The 14,216-nt window shown below is 69.4% G+C and carries 17 protein-coding genes; 8 read left to right on the top strand and 9 right to left on the bottom strand.

All coding sequences use genetic code 11. The annotated features are described in order from the left end of the window. Positions 1–11: 11 nt before the first annotated feature. The 3 genes from ACFVAV_RS11680 to ACFVAV_RS11670 all read right to left on the bottom strand — a co-directional run bounded on the left by ACFVAV_RS11680 (position 12) and on the right by ACFVAV_RS11670 (position 1,889). A complete protein-coding gene (locus ACFVAV_RS11680) occupies positions 12–239 on the bottom strand; it encodes a ferredoxin family protein (RefSeq protein ID WP_379033840.1) in 228 nt (75 codons plus the stop codon). Next, a complete protein-coding gene (locus ACFVAV_RS11675; RefSeq protein ID WP_379033838.1) occupies positions 240–1,016 on the bottom strand; it encodes a GntR family transcriptional regulator in 777 nt (258 codons plus the stop codon). A gap of 198 nt (positions 1,017–1,214) precedes the next feature. Next, entirely contained in the window at positions 1,215–1,889 is a 675-nt protein-coding gene (locus ACFVAV_RS11670) for a PaaI family thioesterase (protein WP_379034541.1), read from the bottom strand. 193 nt (positions 1,890–2,082) lie between these two features. Between ACFVAV_RS11670 and ACFVAV_RS11665 the strand changes: the two genes are divergently transcribed. Then, a complete protein-coding gene (locus tag ACFVAV_RS11665; RefSeq protein ID WP_379033836.1) occupies positions 2,083–2,733 on the top strand; it encodes an HAD family hydrolase in 651 nt (216 codons plus the stop codon). A 5-nt stretch (positions 2,734–2,738) separates the two neighbouring features. On the opposite strand, the gene ACFVAV_RS11660 is transcribed toward ACFVAV_RS11665, so the two are convergent. Next, positions 2,739–3,263 carry a DinB family protein gene (locus tag ACFVAV_RS11660; protein ID WP_379033834.1) on the bottom strand — a complete coding sequence of 175 codons (525 nt, stop codon included), beginning with the start codon at positions 3,261–3,263 and terminating at the stop codon, positions 2,739–2,741. Positions 3,264–3,369: 106 nt separating this feature from the next. On the opposite strand from ACFVAV_RS11660, the gene ACFVAV_RS11655 reads away from it, so the two are divergent. Continuing rightward, positions 3,370–3,864 carry a hypothetical protein gene (locus ACFVAV_RS11655; protein ID WP_379033832.1) on the top strand — a complete coding sequence of 165 codons (495 nt, stop codon included), beginning with the start codon at positions 3,370–3,372 and terminating at the stop codon, positions 3,862–3,864. Positions 3,865–3,879: 15 nt separating this feature from the next. On the opposite strand, the gene ACFVAV_RS11650 is transcribed toward ACFVAV_RS11655, so the two are convergent. From ACFVAV_RS11650 to ACFVAV_RS11640, 3 genes are all read right to left on the bottom strand, one after another. Beyond that, on the bottom strand, positions 3,880–4,143 hold the full coding sequence (locus tag ACFVAV_RS11650) for a hypothetical protein (RefSeq protein ID WP_379033830.1): 264 nt from the start codon (positions 4,141–4,143) through the stop codon (positions 3,880–3,882). Positions 4,144–4,207: 64 nt separating this feature from the next. Continuing rightward, positions 4,208–4,993, bottom strand: coding sequence for an ABC transporter ATP-binding protein (locus tag ACFVAV_RS11645; protein WP_379033828.1), 786 nt, complete (start codon positions 4,991–4,993; stop codon positions 4,208–4,210). Further along, positions 4,990–5,661: a FadR/GntR family transcriptional regulator gene (locus tag ACFVAV_RS11640; RefSeq protein WP_379033826.1), complete on the bottom strand. Its 672-nt coding sequence runs from the start codon at positions 5,659–5,661 to the stop codon at positions 4,990–4,992. The genes ACFVAV_RS11645 and ACFVAV_RS11640 overlap by 4 nt, the downstream gene beginning before the upstream one ends. Before the next feature lie 263 nt (positions 5,662–5,924). On the opposite strand from ACFVAV_RS11640, the gene ACFVAV_RS11635 reads away from it, so the two are divergent. Beyond that, positions 5,925–7,586, top strand: coding sequence for a 2-isopropylmalate synthase (locus ACFVAV_RS11635; RefSeq protein ID WP_379034539.1), 1,662 nt, complete (start codon positions 5,925–5,927; stop codon positions 7,584–7,586). A gap of 79 nt (positions 7,587–7,665) precedes the next feature. On the opposite strand, the gene ACFVAV_RS11630 is transcribed toward ACFVAV_RS11635, so the two are convergent. Then, positions 7,666–8,673 (bottom strand): YeiH family protein, encoded by a 1,008-nt coding sequence (locus ACFVAV_RS11630; RefSeq protein WP_379033824.1) that lies wholly within the window; start codon positions 8,671–8,673, stop codon positions 7,666–7,668. Positions 8,674–8,781: 108 nt separating this feature from the next. On the opposite strand from ACFVAV_RS11630, the gene ACFVAV_RS11625 reads away from it, so the two are divergent. The 3 genes from ACFVAV_RS11625 (at position 8,782) to ACFVAV_RS11615 (ending at position 11,337) form a co-directional block, all read left to right on the top strand. Continuing rightward, positions 8,782–9,375 (top strand): YdcF family protein, encoded by a 594-nt coding sequence (locus ACFVAV_RS11625; protein WP_379033822.1) that lies wholly within the window; start codon positions 8,782–8,784, stop codon positions 9,373–9,375. Positions 9,376–9,411: 36 nt separating this feature from the next. Further along, positions 9,412–10,368 carry a LysR family transcriptional regulator gene (locus tag ACFVAV_RS11620; RefSeq protein WP_379033820.1) on the top strand — a complete coding sequence of 319 codons (957 nt, stop codon included), beginning with the start codon at positions 9,412–9,414 and terminating at the stop codon, positions 10,366–10,368. Positions 10,369–10,503: 135 nt separating this feature from the next. Beyond that, positions 10,504–11,337, top strand: a complete 834-nt coding sequence (locus tag ACFVAV_RS11615) for an IclR family transcriptional regulator (RefSeq protein WP_379033818.1) — start codon at positions 10,504–10,506, stop codon at positions 11,335–11,337. A gap of 8 nt (positions 11,338–11,345) precedes the next feature. Here ACFVAV_RS11615 and ACFVAV_RS11610 read toward each other — a convergent pair whose 3' ends face one another. Then, positions 11,346–13,043, bottom strand: a complete 1,698-nt coding sequence (locus ACFVAV_RS11610) for an FAD-binding dehydrogenase (protein WP_379033816.1) — start codon at positions 13,041–13,043, stop codon at positions 11,346–11,348. 98 nt (positions 13,044–13,141) lie between these two features. Between ACFVAV_RS11610 and ACFVAV_RS11605 the strand changes: the two genes are divergently transcribed. Then, entirely contained in the window at positions 13,142–13,357 is a 216-nt protein-coding gene (locus ACFVAV_RS11605) for a hypothetical protein (RefSeq protein WP_379033814.1), read from the top strand. Between the two features lie 229 nt (positions 13,358–13,586). Further along, positions 13,587–14,201 carry a cutinase family protein gene (locus ACFVAV_RS11600; protein WP_379033812.1) on the top strand — a complete coding sequence of 205 codons (615 nt, stop codon included), beginning with the start codon at positions 13,587–13,589 and terminating at the stop codon, positions 14,199–14,201. Positions 14,202–14,216: the final 15 nt, after the last annotated feature.

Here is a 14,216-nt window from a genome sequence, read left to right as displayed (position 1 = left end):
TTTCCCGGGTTTCAGCGGAGCAGATAGGGCATGTTGACGGTGACGGCGCCGGTGGGGCAGCGGGCAGCGCAGGGGCCGCAGTACCAGCACTCGTCGACAAACATGTAGGCCTTGCCCGAATCCTCATGGATGGCAAGGGAATCGAGCGGACACATATCGACGCACAGCGTGCAGCCGGTGATGCACAGCGATTCGTCGATCGTCACGGGGACGTCGGCACGCTGGGGGACCAGTGCCATCTACAGGACCTTCCATTCGGGTGCGGTGCGGGTGAGGCTGCCGCGCATAGTGATGCGGTCACCGCGCATGCGGATGTACTCGAGGTCGACGGGCCGGCCGTCGTCGAGGTGGGTGAGACGCTCGAGCATCAGCAGCGGAGCGCCCGCCGGAGTGTCGAGGGTCGTCGCGGTGTGCGGATCGGCCGCCACCGCTTCGAGGGCGAGTTCGGCAGCGCCGAGGGACTGCCCGGTGACCTGCTCGAGCAGGACGAACACGTCCGTGGTCTCGAGATCGTTGGCCAGCACGGCGGCGCCGACATCGGGCGCGAGGTAGGTGAGATCGAGGCTCAGCGGCAGGTCGGCGAGGAAACGCAGCCGCTCGATGTAGACCACGCGATCGCCGGGTGCGAGACCGAGCCTGCGCGCGACGGCCGGGGGAGCGGTGATGTGGGTGGCCGCGCGCACCTCGTTGCGGACGGTGCCGTGCTCCTTGAGCGTCTCCTGCAAGCCGAGCAGCGCGTCCAGGCCGTGGTCGTACTTGCGGGCGGCGACGCGGGTGCCGACTTTCGGCGCGCGATCGATGAGGCCTTCGTCGCGCAGCAGCGCCAGCGCCTCGCGGACGGTGTTGCGGGAGGTGTGGTGCTCGGCGGCGAGTTCCTGCTCGCCGGGCAGCGCGCCCTCGACCGCGCCCGCCAGGATCTGGTGGCGCAGGATGTCGGCCACCCGGCGCGCCCGATCGGCGCGCTGGCCTCGAATCGGAGTGGGCTCCGCGGCTGCCGTTTTCTCGCTGACCTGCATGAACAGCGACGATAGCGGCCCTTATGCGGGCCGGCGCCCGGCACGAAACGGGCGCGGATTCAGGGGATGTTTCTACGCCGGGTGACCGTCGCCGGGACCTGCGGCGATCGCGCCGCACGGGGGTATTGCGCCACCTCGGCCGGTCCGGGCGGCATTGCGATCACGTCGATCGCAATGTCGCCCGGTGACCGGAGGAGATCAGGGCTGACCGGGCTTGAGGAGGATGAACAGGCCGTTCGCCTCCGCGCACAGGCGCTCGCCGTCGTGCATCGTCGCCCGCAGGTACACCTTGCGCCCGTCGGTGCGCTCGACCCACGCGCGCACCGTCAGCTCCCGGTTGAGCGGGGTGATCGAGCGGTAGTCGATGGTCAGCGATGCCGTGCGGGTGACGGCCTTGGTGTGCACCGCGGCGGTCATGCCGAGGATGTCGTCGAAGGCGACGCCGATCTGGCCGCCGTGCGCCGCGCTGTTGCCGCCCAGGTGGAAGGTGCGGAAGGTCAGCTTGGCGGTGACACCGTCGACGTCGGCGCTGTCCACCGTGTACGGCGGCAGCGTGATGTTGCCGCGTGAGGGCAGGTCGGTACGGGTCCAGCTCGGCGCCGACCACTCGTCCACGACCGCCGCATCGAGGCGGGCGTTGAGCTGCTCGAGCGTCGAGATCGCGTCCTTGGCCAGCTCGTCGGACGGATTGATCAGGCGCACACGGTCCATCAGCTCGCGCACCTGTTCGATCAGTTCCCCGTAGTGCGGGCCGCCGATCGTCTTGTCCTGTTTCGCTTCCCTGCGCTGCTGGATCAGCTCGGCGACCGGCCGGAACCCGCCTTCGTGGTGCTCTGCGTCCGGCAGCGAGGCGCCGACCTGTGTATCGTCCATATGCAACACGTTATCGCTGCCGAGCTGGATGTTCGCGTCCGGTGTCCCACTTCGGCGCGCGCTCGTGACACGGCGCACCGGTGCGGGCCCGCCTCTATTAGGCTGGGTGCCGATCACCGAGCAGGTCTGTACGTACCCCGGAGTCGGCGCGCCCGCGAGGTGCCCGGCGGATGAACGGCGAAAGGCTGAGCGCATGGGTATCGCGGCGGTAGTGTTCGACATGGACGGCGTGCTGATCGATTCCGAACCCATCTGGGAACAGGTCCGGCACGACTACGTCGACCTCAAAGGTGGCCGGTGGCAACCGGATTCGCAGCGCCGGATGATGGGCATGAGCACCCAGGAGTGGGCCGCGTACATCAGCGACGACCTCGGCGTCGCCATGCCGCTCGACGACATCTCGACCAAGGTCATCGATCTGATGGCCGACAAGTACGCCCATCACGTGCCGTTGCTGCCCGGCGCCGTCGAGGCGGTGCAGCGGTGCGCAGGCCAGTGGAAACTGGGTCTGGCCAGTTCGTCACCGCGGTCCCTGATCGACCTGGTACTCGCGAAATCGGGACTGCTGGAGTACTTCTCGGCGATCCTGTCGACCGAGGAGGTCGGTCGCGGCAAGCCCGCGCCGGACGTGTATCTCACCGTCGCCCAACGGCTCGGTGTCGATCCGGCCGACTGTACCGCCGTGGAGGATTCGACCAACGGGCTGCGCTCCGCGCACGCCGCGGGCATGCGCCTGATCGCCGACCCACGCCCGGAGTTCCCGCCGACGCCCGATGCGCTGGCCTTGGCCGCCGTGGTGATCGACAATCTCGACCAGCTGACCCCCGCGGTGATCATCGGCTGACCGGGTCAGAAGCTGCCGGTGACGCCGTCGATCCGTTCCCGCAGCAGGTCGGCGTGACCGTTGTGCCGGGCGTACTCCTCGATCATGTGCAGGTACGCCCAGCGCAGGGTGAAATCGCCGGTGTATCGCGGTCGCTGGAAAACATGGTCGAGCGGTAGGTCGGCGATGGCGGCGTCGCAGGCCGCGACCTCGGCATGGAAGGCGGCGAACACCTCCTCGGCGGACGGCGTGGCGGGTTCGTCGAAGTCGGCATCGGGCTCCGCCGTCGACCAGTACCGGAAGGTGGCGTCCTCGCCTGCGGCGCCCTGCCGGAACCACGCGTGCTCGACATCGGTGAGGTGCCGGACAAGGCCGAGCAGCGACAGCGACGACGGCGACACCGAGCGGGTAGCCAGCTGTTCGGCGTCGAGACCACCGCACTTGCCGAGCAGGGTCTGGCGGTGGAAGTCCAACCAGGACTGCAACAGTGGACGTTCGCCGCCCACGCGCACGGTGCGGGTCGGCTCCAATTCGGGTGCTGTCCACGTCATCGGCACGACGGTACCGCGCGCCGCATCGGCACGCACGCCGTTTCGCCGGCGACCGATTCCTCGGTACCCCTGTCCTGGCCCGCCCTCGATCCGGCACACTGGCCCGATGGGTGCTTACCGTGACGATTCGCCGGAGGTCGTCGTCCACCTCGGTGACGGCTCCGGCGCGCCACGCGCCGTCGACCCGGCCGACCTCGGCACCGATGTCACCGATCCGGCCCCCGACCACCCGTTTCTCCTGCTGACCCGCACCGAGACCGAGCGCATCCAGGCCCGCTACCTCGACGACGGTACCTACGAACTCGAGCACATCGACGGCGCCGTCCACCGCCAGCTCTTCACCACCGACGCGCTGCTGGTTCGCGACATCGTGTGGTCCTGGATCCAGCGGGACAGCTGGTGGCGTGACACCGTCGCCTGGACCACCGTCGACCCCGCCATCGCCGAACTCGACGCCCTGCGCGCCGAACTGTCCGACATGCTCGACGGCATCTCGATCATGGACTCCGTCACCGGCGAACTCGACCGCGCTCTGGCCCGCGCGGACGAATTGCTCGGCGCTGACCTGGATTTCGGAGACGACCCGCTCGGGTCCGGCTGAAACCGGGGAAGCGTGTCAGACGTCTTCCTCGCCCTCGCACCAGTCGTCGAAGGCGTCGAACGCGGCCTCGGCGGACTCGGGGACGGAATCTTCGACGACGTCTTCGATCGGGTCCCAGATGCGGTCGCAGCCCTGTGGTGCCGGCGGCCACGACTCGATGAATTCCACCAGGGGCGATTTCGGTGGTTCGGCTTCCTGCGCGGCGGCGATGCCCGCGGTGGCCAGAGTCAAGGCCGCGGCAACACCCGCGGTGGCGACGATCCGGTGAACGATTCTCATGCCATCCTCCTGTCCGTGCCGACAACCTGATATTCCGCGATCGTAGCCCGCACGATGGTGGGTGTCAGCGTGCCCTGGCGCTCCAGCGGCCCTGGTCGTAGCGCACGTCGATCGGGTGGTCGAAGGCGGTGGAGACGTGGTCGGTGGTGATGACGTCCGCGGCGGGTCCTGCGGCGACGGTGTGACCGCCGGCGATGAGCAGGGCGTGGGTGGTGCTGCTCGGCAGTTCCTCGAGATGGTGGGTGACCAGGACCGATGCCACCTCGGGATGGGATTGGTCGAGCGTGTCGATGGTGGTGAGCAGTTGCTCGCGGGCGGCCAGATCGAGGCCGGTGGACGGTTCGTCCAGGAGCAGGACGCGGGGACCGCTGATGAGGGCGCGGGCGATCAGGGTGCGGCCGCGTTCACCCTGGGACAGCGTCGGCCAGACGTCCTCGGCTTTGCCGGACAGGCCGAGCGTATCGATGATCGCGTCGGCTCCGGCCAGGTCGTCGGCGGTGGGGGTCCAGCGCATCGGGGTGTCGATCGTGCCGGTGATGCCGGTCAGGACGACCTCGCGCACGGTGAGCGCGTAGCGCAGCGGATGCCTCGGGTTGACGTGCCCGATCGAGCGGCGCAGCCGCGCCAGCTCCACCCGGCCGAACTGTTCGCCGAGCACCCGCACGGTGCCGGTGGTGGGGAAGGTGACCGCGCCGCAGAAACCGAGCAGGGTGCTCTTGCCCGCGCCGTTGGGGCCGAGCAACGCCCAGTGCTCGCCTGCCCGCACGGTCAGCGAGATGCCGTCGATGATCTTCTTGCCCTCGCGGCGGAAGGTCACCTCGTCGAGTTCGATCACCGGGGCGCCGGTCATGCGAAAGCCTCCTTCAAGGCGGACAGGTGGGTGCGGCTGAATTCGGCTGCCGCCGTGGGGTTCCGATCGGCGACGGCCTGGGCGAGCTGTTCGTGCGCGGTGTGGTCGGCCCGCTCCGATGCGACGGGTCGCAGCGCGAGCATGTCGATCATGGCCAGGCGCAGCCGCGGGAGGAAACTGTCGAACAGCTGGGTCAGCACGTCGTTGTGGGCCGCGACGATCACCGCGCGATGGAAGGCCATGTCGGCATCGACGTGCTCGGCCACGGTCTGTCCGTCGGCGCGACGGCCCGCCAGCGCGCGGCGGATGGCACGAACATCGGCGGGGGTTCGCCGTTGCGCCGCCAGCGCGGCGGCCTCGGCCTCGATGGCGATGCGCGCCTCGATCACCGCCGCGATGGTGGCGCCGCGCAGGACGACATCCCAGTCCTCGGTGACATCGAGTGCGGTGACGAAAACACCGGCGCCCTGCCTGCTGTCGAGTACTCCCTTGCCTGCCAGTTCCCGGATCGCCTCGCGCAAGGTCGACCGGCCGACGCCCAACTGGGGGGCGAGCACAGTCTCGCCGGGTAATCGGTGGCCCAGCGGCCACTCACCGGCACGGATCCGCGTGAGAAGGAGTTCAGCCGCTTGTGCGGCCAACGGCTGACGCCGTACCTGCGATACCACCGGAAAACCTCTCTACTTGTCTGAGGAGTTGTGGTAGAAGTGTACCCATCATGACGCACACCGCGCTTCTCCTCGGCCGCCACGGCGGGGCCTGACCGACCGGCCGCCCCGCCGTGGGGCTCTGTCGTGGCCGGTCGCCGTGATCTCGTGGCCCGTCGTGGCCAGGAAGCAGAACAGTCATGAGTGCATTTCCCACCCTGGTAACCCCCTCGGGCGCCGTCGCCGCCGGCGCGCCCGCCTGGAATCGGCAGCGCCACTCGGCCATGCCGTCGCACCGCTACCGTGATGTGCATCGGCGCGTGGAAGTTCCTGCCGGACAGCGGGACTGGCCGAACGCCCGGATCACCACCGCCCCGCTGTGGGTACCGGTCGACCTGCGCGACGGCAATCAGGCGCTGGCCGAACCGATGGATCCCGACCGCAAGCGCCGGTTCTTCGAACTGCTGGTCGCCATGGGGTACAAGGAGATCGAGGTGGGCTATCCGTCCGCCTCGCAGACCGATTTCGATTTCGTCCGGCTGCTGGCGCGCACCCCGATCGCGCCGCCTGACGTGGCCGTCGTCGTGTTCACCCCGGCCCGGCGGGATCTGATCGAGCGCACGGTCGAATCGGTGCGCGGGATCGCCAACGAGGTGGTCATCCACCTCTACACCGCCACCGCGCCGGTCTGGCGGGACGTGGTCCTGGGCAAGGATCGTGGCCAGTTGCGCGAGCTGATCCTGGACGGAGCCCGCACTGTGCTCGTCGAGGCCGGTGACCTGCCGAACGTGCGCTTCCAATTCTCTCCCGAGGTGTTCAACCTGACCGAACCCGACTTCGCCCTGGAGATCTGTGACGCGGTCACCGAGCTGTGGCAGGCCTCCCCGGAGCGGCCGGTGACCCTGAATCTGCCCGCGACAGTGGAGGTCGCGACACCGAACGTCTACGCCGACCAGATCGAGTACATGCACCGCAACCTGGCGCGCCGCGACGGGGTGATCCTGTCGGTGCACCCGCACAACGACCGGGGGACCGGCGTCGCCTGCGCCGAACTGGCCGTTCTGGCCGGCGCGCAGCGGGTGGAGGGCTGCGTGTTCGGCAACGGTGAACGCACCGGCAATGTCGACATCGCGACCCTGGCGCTGAATCTGCACGCGCAGGGCGTCGACCCGATGATCGACTTCTCCGATATCGACGAGATCCGCCGCACGGTCGAGTACTGCACCCGGCTGCCCGTGCACGAAAGGCACCCGTACGTGGGCGATCTCGTGCACACCGCCTTCTCCGGAACGCACCAGGACGCGATCAGCAAGGGGATGGCCCACCATCGCACCCGTGCGGCCGAAGCCGGGGTGTCCGAGCGTGACATGGAATGGCAGGTCCCGTATCTGCCGATCGACCCCGCCGATATCGGGCGCTCCTACGACGCGGTGATCCGGGTCAATTCCCAGTCCGGTAAGGGCGGCATCGCCTACCTGCTGCAGGCCGGGTACGGGCTGGACCTGCCGCGGCGCTTGCAGATCGATCTCGCCCGCCGGGTGCAACAGCACACCGACGACACCGGCGCCGAGATCACCGCCAAGGACCTGTTCACGCTGTTCGAACAGTCCTACACGGCCGACGAACCGCGAATCGTGCTGGCGCAGTGGCAGATCACCGACGGCGTCACCGAGATCGTGCTGGACGTCGACGGTCGTGAACTCCGCTCCGTACATCGCGACGTCGGCCCGGTCGACGCGGTGACGACCGCGCTCGCCGCGGCGGGACACCCCGTCGAAATCCTGGGTCTGACACAGCATTCGGTCGACCAGGGCGCGGACAGCGCGGCCGTGAGCTACCTGGAATACCGGTCGGACGGCCGCACCGGCTGGGCCTTCGGCCGGAGCACATCGGTGATCGCGGCGTCACTGGACGCGGTGATGAACGCGGTGAACGCGCGGACGTAGGCCGTGGGTGGGGCGACGTTGAAGCGTCGCCCCACCCGACCGGAACCGGACGCGGCGGCGATCGCGAAGCGGTTTCCGTTCAGCACCAGCCGGTGAGGTACATCAGGCCGAGGCTGGCGACGCCGAGGATCAGGCCCAGCGCGCCACCGAGGACCAGCGGGCGCAGGCCCGCGCTGCGCAGGCGCTCGATGCTGAGCGAAGTGCCGATGGCGGCCAGGACCGCGGCGATGAGCCAGCTGCTGGTCGCGGCCGACGGCGTGGTCAGTGCGGTGGGCAGGATGCCGAGGCCGGCGATGATCGAAGCGGCGAGGAACAGGACGACGAACAGGGGGAAGGCCTGGCGCAGCGAACCCGCGGGTGCGCCTGCCTGCTCGACGAGGTGACGACGACCGACGTGCAGGCCCAGGCACAGCGGGATGATGGCCAGGCTGCGCACCAGCTTCACGATCACCGCGAAATGCGCCGCACCCGTGCCGAAGACGACGCCCGCCGCCAGCACCGAGGAGGTGTCGTTGATCGCGGTTCCCGCCCACAGGCCGAAGGCTTCCTGCGACAGGCCGAGAGCGCGGCCGAGTGGCGGATACACCAGCACGGCAGTGACATTGAAGACGAAAATGGTGCCGAGCGCGTAGGCGACCCGCTGTTTGTCCGGTCGCAGCACCGCCGTGGCCGCCGCGATCGCGGACGCGCCGCAGATCGTCGTCCCCACGGCCACCAGCGTCGCCGATTCCCGGTCGACCGCCAGCATCCGGCCGACGCAGAACGCCGCCAGTGCGCCGACGACGAGCGTCCCGATCAGCACGGCCGCCGTCTCCCGTCCCACGTTCACCACCGACCCCAGCGGCAGTCCGAGCCCGAGCAGCACGATCGCCAGACCGAGCAACCGCTGCCGGGCGATATCGAGCCCGGGACCGAACAGCTCGCCCGTCGCCTCGTTGCGCCGCAGCACCATCCCGGCGGCGGCCCCCGCCCCCAGCGCGAGCACGGGCGCACCGATCATCGGCAGTGCCTTGCCTGCCGGCGTCGCCGCGGTGGCCACGAGTGCGGCGAGGGCCAGTCCGGGAGCGAAGGTGCGTACGCGGTTCACCCCACTACCTTCGCTGCGCCGTAGATTCCGAGGTAGAGGCCGGTTTCGGAGGTGCACATAAGGCTGACTTATGGGATCTGGGTTCGGCGGGTGTGCTTTGCTGGAGAGGTGCGGAAACGAACCCGGCTGACGATCGCCGCCGGTATCGGTCTGATGCTGTGGGGCGAGTGGGCGAACTGGCGCGCCTCCCGGCGGGGCGTCGGGCCCGCCCGCGCCGGGTCCGAGGCGGTCGTGGTTCTCGGCTATCGGAACGCGGGTGAACGCGCCAATGCCATGAATCGGTGGCGGGTCCGTGCCGGTCTGCGTTCCATCGATCCGGGTGCGACCGAGACCCGGCTCGTGTTGTGCGGGGGAGCATGTGCGGGTCCGGTACCGGAAGCCGCGCTGATGGCGAAGTACGCGATGGAAGCGCGCGGGTATCGCGGAGAACTCGCGCTCGATGATTCGAGCCGATCCACTTGGGAGAATATCGCTTTCGCGATCCCGTACCTGAAGGACGTCGACCGGATCAAGATCGTCTCACTGCCCACCCACGCCGCGACGGGCCGTGGCTATCTCCTGGAGCAGAGCCCGGAGCTGGCCGTGCGCCTCGTCGCTGGCCGGGAGTACCGATTCGGCGAATGGATGCCGCTGAAACCCGTTGTCGCCCTCTACGGCGTAGTGAAGAATATGCGCCATCGCCTCGGCGCCGGCCATGTCTGATGCGGTGCGACGGCGCCCGTCACCCATAATCGGCGCATGACGCTGCCACCCGGAGCCCCCGATCTGGAGGTGCTCGACCTCCTCGTGTCGGTGTCCGAACTGGGCAGCCTGGGGGCCGCCGCTCGCAGGCACGGCATCAGCCAGCCCGCGGCGAGCATGCGGATCAGCGCGCTGGAACGCCGGATGCGGGTGAAGCTGCTCGACCGGGGGCCGACCGGCTCCGAGTTGACCGACGCGGGCCGCGCCGTCGTCGAGCACGCGCGCACCGTCCTCGCGGCCGTGCGCGACCTCGTCGACGACGTCGACCGGCTGCGCGCTGCCCAGGCTCCGCGCCTGCGCATCGCCGCCTCGAAAACGATTGCCGACCACCGCATTCCGCACTGGCTGGCCGCACTGCGCGCCGATCATCCCGAGGTGCTGATCTCCCTCGAAGTGGAGAATTCGACCCAGGTCGCCGCCCTCGTCCGCGACGGCGTCGCCGATCTCGGGTTCGTCGAAGGCCCCCATCCGCCCGCCGGTCTCGGCAGCCGGGTGCTCGGCACCGACGATTTGGTCGTCGTCGTGGCGCCGGACCACCCGTGGGCCCGCCGCACCACGCCGGTCGCACTGGCCGAATTGGCAGGCACCGCACTGCTGTGGCGGGAACCGGGCTCCGGCACCCGCGACACCGTGTGGGACCTGCTCAGCACCGCCGCGACGCCCGCCGGACCGGCCGCGGAACTGGGATCGGCCGCGGCGATCGTCGCCGCGGCCAGAACCGGTATGGCGCCGGCCGTATTGAGCCGCTTGATCGCGGCACCCGATCTCGCCACCGGCGCCCTGGTCGCCGTCCCATCCGCCGATGCCGCCCGGCTGACCCGCAAATTCCGCGCCATCTGGCGTCGCAACACCCCGCCCTCGGGGCCCGGCGAACTTCTCGTCGAACGGGCCGCGCAGCTCGAGAACGCCCGATCGCGGACCCGGCGCGCGTCATCGAGCCAGGACCCGGCGTAGCCGAGGCGGAACAGCTCGGCAGCACGTGACGCGGTCGCGGAATCGCCTGGTGAATCGCATGGTCCAGCGAAATGGTGCGTAAGCGGAGCAGACAGCTCTAGTCTGTATCCGCTACACACTGTGGAGGTTGGATCAATGACGGTCGAGATCGTGACCGAGCCGGCGCCGGAGGACTTGTGGACCGGATCGGGTCGGGCCGCCGGAGCGCCGCCGACGTCGATGATCGAGCGGATGACGCTGATTCTCGACGCGTTCGATGCGACCACCCCCACCCTCACCCTGCTCGGCCTGGCCGAACGCACCGGGCTGCCGCGCTCGACCGTGCACCGCATCCTCGACCAGATGATCCGCCTGCGCTGGCTCGCGCACACTCCCGGCGGCTACCGCCTCGGCTTGCGCGTGCTCGAACTGGGCGGCCTGGCCGCCGAGCACAACGAACTGCGCGAAGTGGTCGGGCCGCTGCTCTACGACCTCAGCCAGCGCACCGGCCTGATCGGCCATCTCGCCGTCCTCGACGGGCGTGAGGTGCTGTTCCTCGACCGCGCGGGCGGACGCAGCCAGGTCGCCATCCCGACCCGGGTCGGCGGCAGACTGCCCGCGCACTGCACCGCCCTCGGCAAGGCGTTGCTGGCCACCCTCGAACCGGGCATCGCCGAGGGCTCGCTGCGCGGCAACGCCACCCCGCGCACGGCCCGCACGATCGTCGATCGCGCCGAGCTGCATCGCGAACTCGCCCGCATCCGTAACCGGCAGGGCGTCGCCGTCGACACCGAGGAATCGATGCCAGGCGTCGGCTGCGTGGCGGTGCCGATCCGCGGCCGCGGCGTCGCGCTGGCCGCGATCTCCCTGTCGGGCACGGTGAACGGCGACCGCAGCGCACTCGACACCGCCCGGCTGGCGCGGGCGCTGGCCGAGGTTGCCAAGGAAGCGGCGCGCGCCCTGGCCCCCCGGCACGGCCGCCCCCTCTAGGCCACGACTCAGCCCGCCGCCCGGTGCCGCGCCATCGCGCGGCCCGCCGCGCGGCCCGAGAAGATGCACCCGCCGAGGAACGTGCCCTCCAGCGCGTTGTAGCCGTGCACGCCGCCGCCGCCGAATCCGGCGACCTCACCGGCGGCGAAGAGCCCGGCGAATGCCGAGCCGTCGGGGCGCAGCACCTGCGAGTCGAGGTCGGTCTGCAAGCCGCCCAGCGTCTTGCGGGTCAGGATGTTGAGCCGCACCGCGATGAGCGGGCCATGGGCGGGGTCGAGAATGCGATGCGGTTTGACGACCCGCCCCGCCCTGTCACCGAAGTACTTGCGCGCATTGGTGATCGCGGCGATCTGCGCGTCCTTGGTGTAGGGATTGGTGACTTCGCGGTCTCTGGCCACGATCTGGCGTTCGAGCTCCGCCGCGTCCAGCTGCGGGCCACGCGCGATCTTGTTCATGCCGTCGACGAGGTCGGTCAGCGAATCGGCGACGACGAAGTCGACGCCGTGCTGCTTGAACGCCTCCACCGGGCCCGGCGCGCCCTTGGCGACCCGGCTGCGCAACGTGAGCTTGAGATCCTTGCCGGTGATGTCGGGATTCTGCTCCGACCCCGACAGCGCGAACTCCTTCTCGATGATCGTCTGGTTCAGCACGAACCACGAGTAGTCGTACCCGGTCGACAGGATCCGGCGCATGGTCTCGTTGGTGTCGAAACCGGGGAAACACGGTGCGGGCATGCGAGTTCCGTTCGCGTCGAACCACAGCGACGACGGACCCGGAATGATCCGGATGGCGTGATCGGGCCAGATCGGATCCCAGTTGTTGATGCCCTCGGTGTAGTGCCACATCCGGTCGCGGTTCACCAGGGCGGCGCCCGCCTGCTCGGAGATGCCGAGCATCCGGCCGTCGACATAGGCCGGGACGCCGGAGATCATCGTCTCCGGGCAGGGGCCGAGGCGTTCGGTGGGCCAGTTGCGGCGGATCAGCTCGTGCGCGTGCCCGATGCCGCCAGAACTCACCAGGACCGACGGCGCGTGGAAGCTGAACTCGCCCACCACATCCCGAGTGGAGGCGACGCCGCGCTCGGTGTCGCTCGGCGCGAGGACGCTGCCGCTGATCCCGGTGACGGCGCCGTCCTCGACGATCAGCTCGTCGACCCGGTGCCGGAACGCGAAGCGCACCAGCCCGCGGGCCGCACCGGCCAGGACGGGCTCGAGGAAGACCCGGACCACTTCGGGCCCGGTACCCCAGGTGAGGTGGAACCGGGGCACCGAGTTGCCGTGCCCGTCGGCGAGCCCGCCGCCACGTTCGGCCCAGCCGACCAGGGGAGTGACGCGTAAGCCCAAGGCGTGCAGGTAGTCCCGCTTCTCCTCGGTCGCGAACCGGACGTAGGCCTGCGCCCACTGGCGCGCCATCCGGTCCTCGTCCTCGCGGTCGAAACCGGCCGAACCGAGCCAATCCTGCAGTGCCAGTTCGTAGGAGTCCTTGATGCCGAGCCGGCGCTGCTCGGGGCTGTCGACGAAGAACAGGCCGCCCAGCGACCAGAACGCCTGCCCGCCGAGATTGGCGCGGTTCTCCTGGTCGACCACCAGGACTTTGCATCCGGCCAGCACCAGTTCATGGGTGGCGACCAGGCCGGCCAGGCCGGCTCCGACGACAATCGCGTCGGGGATGAAATCGTCGGTGTGTTCTGGCACAGTGCTCGGCATGCTACGGAACGTAGCATTGGTGCGTCGGTGGCCGGGGGTAAGTGTTGGAAAATGCCCTGACCAGCGGTGTTTCATTTCGAGAGAGACTTGGGGAATCCATGAACGTCCGAACCCGCACCGGTGCCGCCGTGCTCGTACTCGCGGTCGCCGCCGGTCTGGGCGCCACCTCCTGCTCGCGCAGCGAGCGCTGGTGCGAACGCGACCAGGGCGACGTCTTGGTCGAGAACTCCTACTGTGAGCGCGGCGTCGCCGGCTACGAATGGGAGCCCGACCACGACAAGCCCAAGACGAAGAAAAAGCCCAAGAAGCACTGATCGCGTCGGCGGCCCTGTGCCGCAGGCGATCCGAGACCTGAACGTGGCGCAAGAGATGCCGAGTTCGCGTCGAGTCGATGCAGGTCAGCGGGTATTCCATCCTTGAGCACGCCGAATACCGTTGCGGTGGACGGTGATCGCTCTTTCTTTATTCTCACAACGGCGTGAGTGGGTGGATGCCATGACCTATCGAAAGGTAATTCGGAACGTCGCAGGACATACAGCGCGAGTGCTGTCGGTGTTGCTACTGGCCGTGGGAATCGGGACAGCGATGTCCCCCGGGCTGACAGCGTGGGCGAATAGTTGCGCCACGCTCGATGTCGTAGTCGCCCGCGGCACAAACGAACCCGGCTATCTGGGCTCGGTCGTGGGCGACCCGCTCTACGCGGTGCTCAGCGCGCAGCTACCGGTCGACACCTCCGCCCACCGGGTCGAGTACCCGGCGGACCTGCTGGTGCCCTCCTCGGTCTCCGACGGCACCAGGGCGATGACCGGCCACCTGCTCGCGCAGGCTGCCGCGTGCCCCGATCAGCGGTTCGTGCTCGTCGGCTACTCGCAGGGCGCGGCCGTGACCCACGGCGTCCTCGGCTCGCCGGCGATGATGCTCCTGCCGGGAATGTACGTGCTGCCGCCCTGGATGTCCGACCGGGTCGTCGCGGTACTGCTGTTCGGCGACCCGCTGCGGCTCGTCGGTGCCACGGTGGCGCCGTTGTACGCCGACCGCACCGCGAACTATTGCACCGCAGGCGATCCGGTGTGTGCGGGCGGTATCTTCCCGACCGCGCACGGCGCCTACGGCTGGGCGTTCGCGAACGCGGCCGGGCAGGTGAACGGTCGGCTGTGAGCCCGCTGCCCGCCG

Origin of the sequence: Nocardia sp. NPDC057663, from assembly GCF_042799895.1 — a bacterium.
GTDB lineage: Bacteria > Actinomycetota > Actinomycetes > Mycobacteriales > Mycobacteriaceae > Nocardia.
The sequence above is the reverse complement of the archived record's forward strand: the minus strand, read 5'-3'. Positions and strand labels throughout refer to the sequence as shown.

Bases quoted from the DNA above. Each gene is read 5' to 3' on its own strand.
- ACFVAV_RS11680 (WP_379033840.1), bottom strand. From the start codon at position 239: ATGGCACTGGTCCCCCAGCGTGCCGACGTCCCCGTGACGATCGACGAA.
- ACFVAV_RS11675 (WP_379033838.1), bottom strand. From the start codon at position 1,016: ATGCAGGTCAGCGAGAAAACGGCAGCCGCGGAGCCCACTCCGATTCGA.
- ACFVAV_RS11670 (WP_379034541.1), bottom strand. From the start codon at position 1,889: ATGGACGATACACAGGTCGGCGCCTCGCTGCCGGACGCAGAGCACCAC.
- ACFVAV_RS11665 (WP_379033836.1), top strand. From the start codon at position 2,083: ATGGGTATCGCGGCGGTAGTGTTCGACATGGACGGCGTGCTGATCGAT.
- ACFVAV_RS11660 (WP_379033834.1), bottom strand. From the start codon at position 3,263: ATGACGTGGACAGCACCCGAATTGGAGCCGACCCGCACCGTGCGCGTG.
- ACFVAV_RS11655 (WP_379033832.1), top strand. From the start codon at position 3,370: ATGGGTGCTTACCGTGACGATTCGCCGGAGGTCGTCGTCCACCTCGGT.
- ACFVAV_RS11650 (WP_379033830.1), bottom strand. From the start codon at position 4,143: ATGAGAATCGTTCACCGGATCGTCGCCACCGCGGGTGTTGCCGCGGCC.
- ACFVAV_RS11645 (WP_379033828.1), bottom strand. From the start codon at position 4,993: ATGACCGGCGCCCCGGTGATCGAACTCGACGAGGTGACCTTCCGCCGC.
- ACFVAV_RS11635 (WP_379034539.1), top strand. From the start codon at position 5,925: ATGCCGTCGCACCGCTACCGTGATGTGCATCGGCGCGTGGAAGTTCCT.
- ACFVAV_RS11620 (WP_379033820.1), top strand. From the start codon at position 9,412: ATGACGCTGCCACCCGGAGCCCCCGATCTGGAGGTGCTCGACCTCCTC.
- ACFVAV_RS11615 (WP_379033818.1), top strand. From the start codon at position 10,504: ATGACGGTCGAGATCGTGACCGAGCCGGCGCCGGAGGACTTGTGGACC.
- ACFVAV_RS11610 (WP_379033816.1), bottom strand. From the start codon at position 13,043: ATGCCGAGCACTGTGCCAGAACACACCGACGATTTCATCCCCGACGCG.
- ACFVAV_RS11605 (WP_379033814.1), top strand. From the start codon at position 13,142: ATGAACGTCCGAACCCGCACCGGTGCCGCCGTGCTCGTACTCGCGGTC.